Annotated in this window: 12 protein-coding genes; 8 read left to right on the plus strand and 4 right to left on the minus strand. The window is 56.4% G+C overall.

Annotated features, from left to right (window positions below):
• Positions 1-1,721 precede the first annotated feature (1,721 nt).
• Positions 1,722-1,979 (minus strand): hypothetical protein, encoded by a 258-nt coding sequence (locus tag J3U88_RS26480; RefSeq protein WP_207862022.1) that lies wholly within the window; start codon positions 1,977-1,979, stop codon positions 1,722-1,724.
• 79 nt (positions 1,980-2,058) lie between these two features.
• Entirely contained in the window at positions 2,059-2,418 is a 360-nt protein-coding gene (locus J3U88_RS26485) for a hypothetical protein (protein WP_207862023.1), read from the minus strand.
• Between the two features lie 401 nt (positions 2,419-2,819).
• On the opposite strand from J3U88_RS26485, the gene J3U88_RS26490 reads away from it, so the two are divergent.
• The 4 genes from J3U88_RS26490 to J3U88_RS26505 all read left to right on the plus strand — a co-directional run bounded on the left by J3U88_RS26490 (position 2,820) and on the right by J3U88_RS26505 (position 7,881).
• Positions 2,820-3,980: an acyl-CoA dehydrogenase family protein gene (locus J3U88_RS26490; protein WP_207862024.1), complete on the plus strand. Its 1,161-nt coding sequence runs from the start codon at positions 2,820-2,822 to the stop codon at positions 3,978-3,980.
• Positions 3,981-4,047: 67 nt separating this feature from the next.
• On the plus strand, positions 4,048-4,644 hold the full coding sequence (gene coaE / locus J3U88_RS26495) for a dephospho-CoA kinase (RefSeq protein ID WP_207862025.1): 597 nt from the start codon (positions 4,048-4,050) through the stop codon (positions 4,642-4,644).
• A gap of 393 nt (positions 4,645-5,037) precedes the next feature.
• The gene (locus J3U88_RS26500; protein WP_207862026.1) at positions 5,038-6,954 is read left to right on the plus strand and encodes a polysaccharide biosynthesis protein; all 1,917 of its coding nucleotides are present in this window, start codon (positions 5,038-5,040) and stop codon (positions 6,952-6,954) included.
• Between the two features lie 240 nt (positions 6,955-7,194).
• Positions 7,195-7,881, plus strand: a complete 687-nt coding sequence (locus tag J3U88_RS26505) for a PilZ domain-containing protein (RefSeq protein WP_207862027.1) — start codon at positions 7,195-7,197, stop codon at positions 7,879-7,881.
• Here J3U88_RS26505 and J3U88_RS26510 read toward each other — a convergent pair.
• Positions 7,851-8,117 carry an HU family DNA-binding protein gene (locus J3U88_RS26510; protein ID WP_207862028.1) on the minus strand — a complete coding sequence of 89 codons (267 nt, stop codon included), beginning with the start codon at positions 8,115-8,117 and terminating at the stop codon, positions 7,851-7,853. The two genes, J3U88_RS26505 and J3U88_RS26510, sit on opposite strands and share 31 nt — an antisense overlap.
• Before the next feature lie 78 nt (positions 8,118-8,195).
• Here J3U88_RS26510 and J3U88_RS26515 point away from each other — a divergent pair, with 78 nt between their 5' ends.
• On the plus strand, positions 8,196-8,495 hold the full coding sequence (locus J3U88_RS26515; RefSeq protein ID WP_207862029.1) for a hypothetical protein: 300 nt from the start codon (positions 8,196-8,198) through the stop codon (positions 8,493-8,495).
• A 672-nt stretch (positions 8,496-9,167) separates the two neighbouring features.
• Here J3U88_RS26515 and J3U88_RS26520 read toward each other — a convergent pair.
• On the minus strand, positions 9,168-9,332 hold the full coding sequence (locus J3U88_RS26520) for a hypothetical protein (protein ID WP_207862030.1): 165 nt from the start codon (positions 9,330-9,332) through the stop codon (positions 9,168-9,170).
• Between the two features lie 588 nt (positions 9,333-9,920).
• Between J3U88_RS26520 and J3U88_RS26525 the strand changes: the two genes are divergently transcribed.
• The 3 genes from J3U88_RS26525 (at position 9,921) to pyrE (ending at position 12,813) form a co-directional block, all read left to right on the plus strand.
• A complete protein-coding gene (locus J3U88_RS26525) occupies positions 9,921-10,211 on the plus strand; it encodes a co-chaperone GroES (RefSeq protein WP_207862031.1) in 291 nt (96 codons plus the stop codon).
• Positions 10,212-10,326: 115 nt separating this feature from the next.
• Positions 10,327-11,988 (plus strand): chaperonin GroEL, encoded by a 1,662-nt coding sequence (gene groL / locus J3U88_RS26530; RefSeq protein ID WP_207862032.1) that lies wholly within the window; start codon positions 10,327-10,329, stop codon positions 11,986-11,988.
• Between the two features lie 180 nt (positions 11,989-12,168).
• Positions 12,169-12,813 carry an orotate phosphoribosyltransferase gene (gene pyrE / locus J3U88_RS26535; protein ID WP_207862033.1) on the plus strand — a complete coding sequence of 215 codons (645 nt, stop codon included), beginning with the start codon at positions 12,169-12,171 and terminating at the stop codon, positions 12,811-12,813.
• The last annotated feature ends 614 nt before the right edge of the window (positions 12,814-13,427 follow it).

A 13,427-nucleotide genomic window follows, 5' to 3' on the forward strand; every position in this document is an offset into this window, starting at 1 on the left:
ATTGATCCGGCGAACCCTGATGGGGTTCAAACACGGGAATAACGGAACATTTGGACGGGCATTGATCCGGCGAACCCTGATGGGGTTCAAACACGGGAATAACGGAACATATGGACGGGCCTTGATCCGGCGAACCCTGATGGGGTTCAAACACGGGAATAACGGAACATATGGACGGGCCTTGATCCGGCGAACCCTGATGGGTTCAAACACGGGAATAACGGAACATATGGACGGGCATTGATCCGGCGAACCCTGATGGGGTTCAAACACGGGAATAACGGAACATATGGACGGGCATTGATCCGGCGAACCCTGATGGGGTTCGCATACCTTCATGTGTGGACCACAACTGATTTAAAATGTGAGCCTAAGGCGAACTTCCACCGGCGGCGCTGAAGGCGCATAGGCGCTTTCAGCGCCGATGATTTCAGCCCAGATCAAATGGTTGTGGCACAACCATTTGCTCTGGGTCCCCGGGTGTTCCCGTCGTGTAGACGCCGGCGGCGTCGGCCTCACAAGGAATCCACCGAACCACCCGGAAAATGATGACCGCGGCACAACCACCGGACCGTGATAATCCCCGCTGGGTGATTCATCCGTCACGCTTGTGGTGCCGCCCCCTTCAGGGCCTTCCCGTCCGTGAACCCCCGGCACCCAGGGTACGACCATTTTCAATGGTCGTACCCTGGGCTAACCTACGGCATCCCTGCAGGATGCGTCCAGTGTTGGCCGGGCTGCGCCCGGCGTTCAATCAAAGCATGGTCCATGGTTGGGGTGGTGCGGCCCGTTTCAGGGCGCGCCGGATCAAACCACGTCCACACATTCGACGCGCCGGATCAAATCCCGTCCAGACGAGGGCCGGGACAAATCACGGCCTAACATGGGACGGCCGGATCAAATCACGTCCAAACATGGGACGGGCCGGATCAAGCCATATCCAGGCATGGCGTCCAGCGGATCAAGCCACATCGAGGCCGGGTGCGGACGAGTCAACCCATCTCAACCCAAAACCAAACGACCCGTTTAACCGTCCGTTCCAAATAAAAAAGGGCGTCCCGGTTGTTCGTGGTTGGGTGGTACCCGCCGACAGAAACCCCATGAGGCGTGGGGTTTGTGTTGGCCGGTTCCGGCAATCTTGGCTGTGCTTGCCGAAATTCACCCGGTCCACCTAGCCCGCATTCGTGTGCGGGCGAAGGTTGAGACATGGACCTTAACCACGTGGCGATGACCGAAGCGCGAGGGTGGCGCTTACAACCGGGACGCCGAAAAGAGGGTGGGAGGCACCCTCACCCCATCTCGCTCCACGAGATGAGGCGCACCCGCGTTTCCCGTCAGGGGGCCGGCTTTGCAGCCGTATCCTCTTGGGAAATGAGGGCTTGGGACGGAGACGGAGGACAGAGAATCGTGAAACGCTTATCGGCTTTTCTCGTCCGCCGGGACCCGGTTCGCGCGGTGACGGGCTCGCGGGGGCTGTCGCGGGCCGGGACGCGCTGCGCCGCCTCATTCAAACAAAGGCTGTATGAGGCGCTGTTCTCGCGGTGACCCCGAGAAAACAGATGAAGGGGAGGGGCGCGTGGGAACCGGGGATGGGTCGGCGGACCAGAAAAACCGACAATCGGGTCGGCGGCAAACAGCTTGTGTTTACCTCGGCCGTGATGAAGGTCGGTTAACGCGCATTGCTTACCAGGGTGAGGGCGTCCCCTGGCAAGCAATACGCGTTATGCGGCGGGGCGTTGGTGGGGATATTCGGGGAGCGGGCGTGGTTTGGGGACCATCGGCCGTACCACCGTTTCGGGTGGACGTTCTAAGCGGGCATGTTCATCGGTTTCCGCCGTCTCAAACGCTGTCGGGTCCATGGGCAAAACAACGCGTTGTGTCGGATGTTCGGGATGGTGTTCTTGTTGGTGTGCCGAAAAGGCGAGTAAGTTGGCGACAATAAAAAGAATGGAGAAAAGGACGACGACGGCGATGCTCATGGTGCCTCCTGTCGCGGGTTAAACCGCTGAAAAACAAATCGTTGCGTGCGTTTTCTTCTAACGCCCGCCTGCTATGTCTTTAAATATACAGCAGCGCCTGGACAGCCCTTGTCATGGCCCTTGAAAAAGTCGGTTGTTTTTGTTCTTTTTTTGCAAGTGTTTGGTTTTTATATGTTTGTTTTGTGGCTTTTTGGCGCGGTAAGCTAACTTTTTTGGCTGTGGAGCCGGCCACCGCCTTTTTAGCTGAAACATGGGCGATCTGCTCCCTTCTCTCGTAGATCCTCCGCACTTCCCCGTTGGGATTGGTTATAATGCTGGCAGGTCCGTTCCCAGCCGGGTTTCGTTTTCCGATCTCGCCGTGGGAAACGACCAAATGTACTTTGTTTGTGACGACACCGGAACCGTCGAGGAGAATTCGCCGACGGCCGTTTCGCTTCATCCGCGCCAACCCGTGCGCGGTGGCACGGCCGAGCCGAGCGAATGGCGGCTCCACCCGGCATGCCCCGCCCTCCCGTGGGCACGGTTTTTTGCCTCTTCCATGAGGTTTTATTGATTGAACGTTGCCGGCTTCCGTTCCCTTCCATGATTCCCGGCCAAGTCGCCGTGGTTGCGCCGTTGCGGTGTCTTCCGCTTTTGCTGCTGAAGACAACCCGAGGTTGTGGCCGAAGAAGGGACGGTTTCCATTTCATGAATGGCGTTTTTGCATGAACCCGCGGTGGGTTCACCGTGGCCGTGGTTCCTTCGCGATCCTCGGAAACCTTGTCGGTTCATGCCTACCTTTGATCCGCCCGTGGTCTGCTGGAACACGTCACACGCTGGTTTTTTTGGAAGGAGTCAATCGTGGAATTCGGTTATAGCGAAGATCAACAAATGATTGTTGAGAATGTTTCCAAGTTTGTTGCAGAACGCATCAAGCCACACGTGCTTGAGTGGGACGAAAAAGAATTTTTTCCGGTCGATCTCTTTCACGAGATGGGCGAACTGGGCTTGTTGGGGGTTCTTGTCCCGGAAGAATATGGGGGTTCCGGGTACGGTTATGTCGATTACGTCGCCATTCTCGAGGAGATCGGCAGCGTTTGCGGCAGTATCGGTCTCGGTGTCGCGGCGCATAACTCGCTGTGTACCGGGCACATCCTGCAGCACGGCAACGAAGCCCAAAAACAAAAATACCTGCCCAAACTTGCCTCCGGCGAGCACATCGGCGCCTGGGGCCTCACGGAACCCGGCAGCGGCTCTGACGCGGGCGGCATGCTTTCGACCGCCAAAAAGGTTGAGGGCGGTTGGATGCTGAACGGCACCAAGAACTTCATCACCCACGCCATTAGCGGCGATGTCGCCGTGGTGCTGGTTAACACCGCGCCCGAACTGAAAACCCGCGGAATCTCCGCCTTTATCCTCGACAAATCGATCAAAGGCTGGGGCGGTGGTAAGAAAGAAAACAAGGTCGGTATGCGCTCCTCTGAAACCGCTCAGCTTGTTATGGAAGACTGTTTCGTACCGGACGAGAACCTGATCGGCGAGGTAAACCAGGGCTTCAAACAGGCCATGGTTGTGCTGGACGGCGGCCGGATTTCAATTGCCGCGCTTTCACTCGGTGTCGCCCGCGGCGCCCTCGAATGTTCGCAGCAATACGCCGCGGAACGTGCCCAGTTCGGCAAAACCATCGATCAGTTCCAGGGCATCCAATTCAAGCTGGCCGACATGGCGACCAACCTCGACGCCGCGCGCCTGTTAACCCTGCGCTCCGCTTACAACAAGGATCGCGGACAAGCGCAGTCCATCGAATCGGCCATGGCCAAGTACTTTGCCAGTGAAGTTTCGGTGCGCAACAGCGAGGAAGCGGTACAAATCCACGGTGGTTACGGCTATTTGAAGGAGTATCCCGCCGAAAAGTTTTGGCGCGATTCCAAGCTGCTCACCATCGGTGAAGGTACCTCCGAGGTTCAAAAAATCGTCATCGCGCGCGAGCTGAAGCGCGCCTTTGAAATGGCCCGCGTTTAAGCGGTTGATTTTGACCCGACCCATGTCGATTCGTCGTGGGTCGGGTCTTTTTATATAGGATGGATCTATGCTGGTGGTTGGGCTGACCGGGGGCATTGCGAGTGGCAAATCACAGGTGGAACGCTTGCTTGCCGAACGGTTTCCCGTCATTGACGCCGATGTGGTGGCGCGAGAAGTGGTCGCGCCCGGCCAACCCGCGCTCGCCGCTATTGCCGAGGCCTTTGGACCGTCCGTCATTGCCGACGACGGCGCCTTGGACCGCGCCCGCATGCGCGTCTTGATCAGCGAAAACGGCGAATGCCGTGAGCGATTGAATCAGATCGTTCATCCTCGCATTTATCAAAGTATTGAAGCCAAGCTCGAAGCGTTGCGACCACACCACCAAGCCGCCTTTGTCTCCGCGGCGCTGATGATTGAAACCGGAAGTTTTCGTAAATATGACCGCGTTCTTCTCGTGACCGCGCCCGCCGAGCTTCGTCTGGCGCGGCTTCAAGCACGTGACGGCATGCCTGAAGCCTTGGCGCAAAAGCTCATGGCGGCCCAGGCACCCGACCCCGAAAAGCGGCGCCATGCCGATGTGGAGATCGTGAACGACGGGGATCTGGTTGCCTTGGCTGAACGGACCGAGGCCGCGCTGGTTGAACTGGGTTTGGCGGACCCTTGATTTTGGGCCCTCCGCTTTGAAGCTCCCGCTCGCTTGGCCTGGGTTGCCCCGCGGTTTTTTCCCGCGGCCGGTAGTTTAGCTCTTGCAATGCTTTGCCGATAGAACATTTAAGTCGGCGCTTACGGTTTTCTTTTGTGCTTCTCGGGCGGAGGGGAAACCTACGTCGGGCTTGAACCAAAAATGCACCGGCTCTTGTGAATACGGCCGCCTTAAGCGTGGTTGGTTGTGATGCAGGCGGTCGGTGGATTTGATGTTTTTGCCGCGGAATTGTGGTTTAATTGGGCCAATTTCCTCCATAACTTGGTCGACGCCCTTGTTTGTGCGGCACCGTTTTGAAACGGTTGTTCTCGCGTTTGGTGGGTATCTCGTAACACTTGAGCCATAGGTGTTTGTATGTTTTTGAAACTAAATCGTTTACCGCGTTATCTAAAAAAGTTGATTGTTTTGTTCGTCGATTTTTTGATTCTGTGGTTGGCGCTGTGGTCTTCCTTTGCCATGCGCTACGATACCTGGTGGCCCGAGAATTTTGTTAAGTATGTGGAAATTTGGGCGTTGGCGCCCGTTTTGACCATTCCGGTGCTCTACGCGCTGGGCCTTTACAAAGCTGTGATTCGATACCTGAGTCCCCATTTCCTCATTCCCATCTTGCGCAGTGCGGTGATTGCCGTCTTGATGTTCGCCCTCGTGGCCATCATGACCCACATTCAAATTCCCCGCCCGCTTTATATTGTGTACGGCGTGAACGTGGTCCTTTTAATGGGGGGGACACGCCTGTTGGCCAAAATGTACCTTCCCGATGTAAACGTTCAGGATTGCAACAAGCGGCGAATCGGCCTGTATGGCGCGGGTAAAGCCGGCACCCAAATCGCCCATGCTCTGTTGGGCAGCCCGGAATACCGGGTGATGGCCTTCTTCGACGACAACAGCGAGATCCAGGGATGGGAAATCCTGGGCGTGCGGGTGTTTTCACCGGATCGCATGGCTGATATTGTCGCCAAATACCAATTACACGAGGTGGTTCTGTGTATTCCTTCCGCCACGCGCTGCCGCCGTCGCGAATTGATCGAACGCATGGCCGCGATGGGTGTCGACGTGAAAATTCTGCCCGGAATTCCCAACATTGTGAGTGGCAAGGTCCGTGTTGACGATATCCGCCAGGTAGAGATTGAAGATGTTTTGGGTCGGGATCCCGTCGAGCCCGACGCCGCGTTGATCGGCAAAAGCATTACCGGCAAGGTGGTTCTGGTTTCTGGCGCCGGCGGTTCGATTGGGTCGGAGCTGTGCCGGCAAATCTTAGATCGGCAGCCGGAGACCTTGCTGTTACTGGAGGCCAACGAATACGCGCTTTACAACATTGAGCGCGAGTTGCGTCGCCGCGACAGCCAGGGGCGTGTCGCCATTGTGCCCGTCCTGTGTTCCGTGCAAAACGGCAAACGCTGTCAAAAAATTATGGAAGCCCATGGCGTTCAGAGTATCTTTCACGCCGCCGCTTACAAACACGTCCCGATTGTCGAGCAGAATATTTGTGAGGGGATTCGCAACAACATCTTCGGCACCCTTGCCTTCGCCCAAGCCGCGGAGCGGGCCGGGGTTGCGCGTTTTACCTTGATCTCGACGGATAAGGCCGTGCGTCCCACGAGCGCGATGGGCGCCACCAAACGTTTTGCCGAGCTGATTTTGCAAGGTATGCATGAGAGCGGATCCAAAACCGTATTTTCCATGGTGCGTTTTGGGAATGTGCTTGGCTCTTCCGGTTCCGTGATTCCTCTGTTTCGTGAACAGATCCGCCAGGGTGGGCCGGTTACCGTGACCCATGAGGAAATGACCCGCTACTTTATGACGATCCCCGAGGCCGCGCAATTGGTTGTCCAGGCGTCGGCCATGGCTTCCGGCGGTGATGTGTTTGTGCTCGATATGGGTGAGCCGGTACGCATTTACGATTTGGCCGCGAAGATGATCCACCTTAGTGGATTGAGCGTGATTGATCCTGATACGGGCCGGGGTGATGTCGAGATTCGCATTACCGGTGTTCGGCCGGGTGAGAAATTGTACGAGGAACTCTTGATCGGGGATAATGCGCTGGCGACCGACCATCCGCGTATCTCCCGTGCGATGGAAGAGTCCATTGACTGGAAGCGCGTCGACGCTTTCCTCAAGGAGTTCGAGCCGGCCTTGGACAATCAAGACGCCGAGTCGGCACGGCGCATCTTGCTGCGCGGTGTGCGCGGGTTTCGGCCTGCCGACGCCACCCATTTTGATGCGGCCACACGCCGTCAGGAAGTGGTGGAAGTGTTGGATCAAGCCTCCTAGACAGTGCTGAAAGCAACCTGTCCTTGAAACGAAAAGGGTGACCGTCTTCGCGGTTTCAATGTGGGTTATTTGTGATAACCTAAAAAGAAGTTGTCTTTCGAACATAAGATGGTACCCACGTCCGCGCTTTGCGTGGGCGTTACATGCGGCGGACCGATTGCGTGGGAATCATGCTAAGCGTCGGCCGAGTTTTGTTCGCGTGCCCAGTATCGGGCCGATCTTCTTTGATTTGAGCTGCCTATGTCCCTTGACGCAATTACCGCCGATGAGTTGTTAACCAAAATTGAAGCGCGGGTGGCCGATGATGCCAAAGCGCTGACCTGTCTCCTTATTAATACACGCAGGCAATGTCACGACCTGGAGCCGGTGTCCGTGGATAAAGAAGCCGCCTTGGTCGCGTTTCGTGCGCCGGGCGGGCGTGTGGCCCCGTTGGATCCCGACTGTGGTTGGGATCTGGTTATTCAAGCGCCCAAAACCGCGTATCGAATTCCTGTAGCCGCGTTGGCAGTCGACGCGCGTCGTGTGCGCTGTACCTTGCCGCTTGAAGGTGAGGTTTTGGCGCGCCGCCAGTGCGAGCGGTTTTCCGCGTCCTCGCGCAACCCTGTCCAGGTTTCTATTGTCTGCCGCGGTGAAGCTTGTCAGGCCTCGTTGGTTGATTTTTCCGCCGTGGGGATCGGCATCCAGCAAAATGCCTGTTGCGGTTTAAACGTGGGCGATGTGGTGGAAGACGGTGTTTTTGCCCTGCGTGGGGTGCCCGTCCATTTTACGCGCGCCCATGTGGCTCACCAAAAAGTGGTGGACGGCGGTATTCGCCTGGGTTTGGCGTTTTCCGATTTGTCGGCGTCGGATCAGGAGTCCATCACGCAAGCCTTAGTCGCTTGCGCGCGTGCGCGTTCTTATGTTTCCTCAATGAGGGCGGACGGATAAAACTTAATGGTGCGTAGCTCCATGCCGCCGTAATAGCGGCCGTCCTTGGGGTTTTGAAAACCCGCCTGCATGCGGGTGGAAAGTTTGAATACGCCGAAGCCGCGCAACTCGACACGCCCGTCCCGTTTGAGACCGGCGGCGAGAATTTCGAAAAACCGACGGACAAACCAGTCGGCTTCCTCGGCACTTAAACTGCTTCTTTGTTTGAGCAAAGAGACTAAATCAGATCGGTTCATTTTTTTTGGGGCCTCCGACAAGGGCTGTCTGAGCGCTTATGTATATTTACTTATGTAGCATACATGAGGAGGCTCAACATGACAGCTTTAAACTGGATCGACTGGTGTCAGAAACAACTGGGTGACTTAAGTGTACGTCTTTCCCGTCAGGGTTACTACCCCGCTCAAATTGAATACCTCAACGCGACCAACGCGCTCTTCCGCGAGCGCTTTGAAACCTTCATGACCGACCTGACCTTGGTGATGGACGCGATGGCGGATAACCCCGAGGGTTACCACCACTATGAGGACTTTAACCGCATCAAAATGGAGCTCTTGCGCTTCACCAATACCTACCGAGGAGTGTTTCTTGCTTTGGACCTGGCCGAAAGTGCGTAAGGCGACGTTGCGAAAAAGGCCTGCAACCAGGATCTTTTTGTCGTCGTTTGGATGGAACGGGAGGCGGTACCGCGTGTGCGGCGTTTCCCGACTGTCCAGGATTCCGCGTGGGGTGTTTCGGGATTACGCCCTGGTATCGCTTTGGATGGTCCGCGGCTGTTGTTCGCCTGTCCTTGACGAGGGTTAGGTCGTGGGTGAAAGGTCTCTCCGCGTGGATTCTTAATCTGTATGCCTGATCTGGTGGTTCGTGAAAGCACGAGACCGGATGAGGTGTGTGGGTTAAACGGAAGGTTTGCCCTGTTTGGGGATCCGTTAGGGATGGTGTTTGGTTGTGGAGCCGGCGCCTTCAGCGGCCTGCACGACGGAAACTCCCCGGGGACCCAGAGCAAACGGTTGTTTCACCAACATTTGATCAAACCGGAACGATCTCTTTGGACCCTTGCCGACCCGGCGCGCCCCGGAGCGGGCCGCACCACCTCATCCATGGACCATGCTTTGAATGAACGCGAGGCTCCGCCTCGCCACCCTGGACGCCCTCTGAAGGAGGGCAATAGGTTAGCCCCGGGTACGACCATTGAAAATGGTCGCACCCTGGGTCTCGGGGGTTCACGAAGCGGAAAACGCTGAAGGCGTTGACACCAGCGGCGCCTGGGGTTCAAACCCCGCGGCGTTTCATGGTGTTGGGGTCGGTTTTTCGGTGGTGTTGGTTCGTTGGGTTTGGTTGGGTGTGGATGGGTGTGGCTGGTGTTCATCCATTGGGTTTGGTTGGGTGTGGATGGTGTTCATCCATTGGGTTTGGTTGGGTGTTGTTTGGCCGGCGCCTTCAGCGGCCTGCACGAAGGGAACTCCCGGGGACCCAGAGCAAACGGTTGTTTCACAACCCTTTGATCTGGGCTGAAATCACCGGCGCCTCGGCGCCTATGCACCTTCGGTGCAGCCAGATGAGGCTCGCCTTCGGCTCACGGTTTAAATCAGTTATGGTCCACGGGTTGCGGTGTGCGAACCCCAGTGGGGTACGCGGGATCATCGCTCGGTCAATCATTCCGTCGGCTAGGCAGGGGGCATCCCGGTGGGGTACGCGGGAACATCGCTCGGTCAATCATTCCGTCGGCTCGGCAGGGGACATCCCAGTGGGGTACGCGGGATCATCGCTCGGTCAATCATTCCGTCGGCTCGGTGGGGGCATCCATTCGGGGTGCGCGAGGTTATTTGTGTTTGGGCGTTGCGATGGGCGTTGTGATGGGTTTTGATGATAATATGAGTCTCTTGGTGTTAGGTATTGTGTTGTTCGGTGTGTTAGTTTTTCTCTGTTTGTTGGAAAAGGGGTTGACAGCATCGCAAACCCTAAGTAAATTAGCACTCACAGTCCGAGAGTGCTAAAGGGACCCCTTTAGCCCATTCCAATCAAAAAGAGGTGCGTCTACCATGAAGGTAACTCCGCTTTATGATCGAGTCTTGTTGAAGCGCGTCGAAGCCAAAGAAGAAGTTCGCGGCGGCATCATCATTCCCGACTCTGCCAAAGAAAAGCCCCTTGAGGCTGAAATTGTTGCCGTTGGCCCCGGCAAGCGTGCCGACAACGGTGAAGTTGTCGCGCTGAACGTCAAAGTGGGCGACAAAGTGCTCGTTGGCAAATACGCCGGCACCGAGATCAAACTGAATGATGTTGAGCACATCATCATGCGCGAAGACGAAATTCTCGCGGTGATCGAAGCTTAAGTTCTGTTTCCACAATAGCCGCCCGCGTTTTTACCGCTTTTGCGACCGGTGCGCGGGCTCGCGAGGCTTTGACCTCGCCACAAAAAAGACATTCCGATTAAAGGGAGCATGAAACATGTCTGATGCCAAACTCCTGACTTTTGATGAAAACGCCCGTCAAGCTTTGCTGCGCGGCGTTAACAAGTTGGCCGACGCCGTTCAGGTCACCTTGGGCCCCAAGGGCCGCAACGTTCTGATCGAGAAAAAATTCGGTTCACCCACCATCACCAAAGACGGTGTGACCGTTGCCAAAGAGATCTCTTTGGACGACAAGATCGAAAACCTTGGCGCGCAACTCGTTAAAGAAGTTGCCTCCAAGACTTCCGACACCGCGGGTGACGGTACCACCACCGCGACCGTTTTGGCCCGCGCCATCTACCGCTCCGGTGTTAAGTCCGTGAGCTCCGGCCACAACCCCATGTCCATCAAACGCGGCATCGACAAAGCTGTCGAGCGTTTGATTGCCAAAATCAACGAAAGCGCCCGTCCCGTTGAAGGCGACGCCATCGCACATGTCGGCACGATTTCCGCCAACAACGATCCTTCCATCGGCAAAATCATTGCCGAAGCCATGGAAAAAGTTGGCAAAGACGGCGTCATCACCGTTGAAGAAGCTCGTGGCTTGGAAACCGAACTGGAAGTTGTTGAAGGCATGCAGTTCGACCGTGGTTACCTGTCTCCTTACTTCGTAACCGACCACGATCGCATGGTTGCCAACCTCGAAAACCCCTACATCTTGTTGTTCGAGAAAAAAGTTTCCAACATGCGCGACCTGCTGCCTGTTTTGGAGCAAGTTGTTAAAACCAGCCGTCCTTTCCTGATCATCGCCGAAGACATCGACGGCGAAGCTCTGGCGACTTTGGTTGTTAACAAACTGCGCGGTACCTTGAATGTTGCCGCCGTTAAAGCCCCCGGCTTTGGCGACCGTCGCAAGGCCATGCTGGAAGACATCGCTGTTTTGACCGGCGGCCGTTTGATCTCCGAGGACATCGGTATCAAATTGGAGAACGTGACTTTGGAAGACCTCGGTCAAGCCAAAACCATCACCATCGACAAAGACAACACCACCATCATCAATGGTTCCGGTGCCAACGCCGACATCCAAGCGCGTGTTAAACAAATCCGCGCTCAGACCGAAAGCACCACGTCCGACTACGACCGTGAAAAGCTGCAAGAGCGCCTGGCCAAATTGGTCGGCGGTGTTGCCGTGATCAAAGTCGGTGCCGCGACTGAAACCGAAATGAAAGAAAAGAAAGCCCGCGTTGAAGACGCGATGCACGCCACCAAAGCCGCTGTTGAAGAAGGCATCGTTGCCGGTGGCGGTACCACCTTCTTGCGCGCTGCTTCTGTTCTCGACGACCTCGAGAAAGAATTGGCGGAAAGCGACGAGAAGTACGGCGTTAAAATCATCCGTGAAGCATTGGAAGCGCCCCTTCGTCAGATTGCCGTTAACTGCGGCAAAGAAGGCGCCATCGTGGTTAACGAAGTCGTAAACGGCAGCGATGCCTTCGGTTACAACGCTGCAACCGACACCTTCGAAGACCTGATCAAAGCCGGTGTTATCGATCCCGCCAAGGTTGTTAAGCACGCCTTGATGAACGCTGCTTCCGTATCCAGCATGATGCTGACCACGCAAGCAACTGTTACCGAGATCGAAAAAGAAGACGACGGGCCGGCAGCACCTGCCGGCGGCATGGGCGGCATGGGCGGCATGGGCGGCATGGGCGGCATGATGTAAGCCGTTCGCTTATGTGAACAACGAAAGGGAGAGCCTCGGCTCTCCCTTTTGTATTTTTAACCCGCATTTCTCACAATGCTTTCAGCTTCTCGCGACGAATCCTTGTGAGAAATACGGGTTAGGTCCCCTGTCTCGGCTATAATCGAGCCCGTTTGACACCTCGATTTCGCGGAGTACCCCATGACCGACGCCAAAACCATTGCCAAAATTCTGCTCGATCTGGAGGCGGTTTCCGTCTCGCCCCAAGAACCTTTTACCTGGACCAGCGGCCTGCGTTCGCCCATTTATTGCGATAACCGCCTCATTATTAGTACCGTCGCCGAACGCCGCGCCGTCGCCCAATGTTTTGTCGACGCAATCAAACGCCGGGGTTGGCAACCCGACGTGATCGCGGGAACCGCCACCGCCGGCATCCCTCACGCCGCCTGGGTCGCCGAGGCCATGTCGCTGCCGATGGTGTACGTGCGGTCGGCCGAGAAAAAACACGGCAAACGCAATCTGATCGAAGGCCGTGTGCCGGCCGGTGCCAAGGTCGTGGTGGTTGAAGATTTGATCTCAACGGGCGGAAGCTGTATCCAAGCCGCGGACGCCTTGGTTGAAGCGGGCGCCGGGGTTCTCGGCATCACCGCGGTGTTCCAGTACGGCCTGAAGAAAGCAACGGATCGTTTCGCGGAATCCGGTTACGCCTACACCAGCCTCACCCATTTAGCGGCGCTTCTGGATGTCGCCATCGAAACCGGTCGTTTGCCCGCCGACCAAAAACAAAGTCTGTTCGAATGGCAAGCGGATCCCCAGGCCTGGTCCGCAAAACACGGCGGCGCTTAACGGCTGCATAGCGACCCGGTTGAATACACCGCCGGGTTGGGCTCATGCAAAGACAGAGGGTGTAGGCCTGTGAAACTGTATGGTGGCAAGCGCGGTACCCTTTGCTTACCTATCGCTCCGGTTCGGTCGGGTAGAGAGCGTACCTTACGGAACGCTCCCCCCCTAAGAACCGTACGTGCGAGTTTCCCCACATACGGCTCAAGCAATGAAAAGGTCGCGTGTTAAAGCGACCCGGCAGTGTTTTTCGAACGGGTCCATTTGGTGAGGGTCCGCCCTTTCAAGTGACTTTCCTTTAAGCGGTTCGCCATGTTCATGGCCTCCCGTTTGCGGATGTACTTGTTGAACGTTGGGTCGAACGGGTGCGCCGCCATCAGGAATTTCACGTGACGTCGGATGGGAAGCCGGCCCAGTTGGAACAGATAGTGTGTTCTTTCCTGGTCCTCTCTTCTCTCTTTGCCTGCTAAAATCCAATGGTCGTTGCCAATGGTCTTGAAGTAGGTTCTCCTGATCCATTTGCAATGCCCACGCCGGATCAATCCCCCAACCAAGAAGGCGGTGTGCGTGTGCCTTCAGCACACGCCGGATCAATCCCCCAACCAGATGGGGTGTTTAAG

Source organism: Acanthopleuribacter pedis (assembly GCF_017377855.1).
Taxonomy (GTDB): Bacteria; Acidobacteriota; Holophagae; order Acanthopleuribacterales; family Acanthopleuribacteraceae; genus Acanthopleuribacter; species Acanthopleuribacter pedis.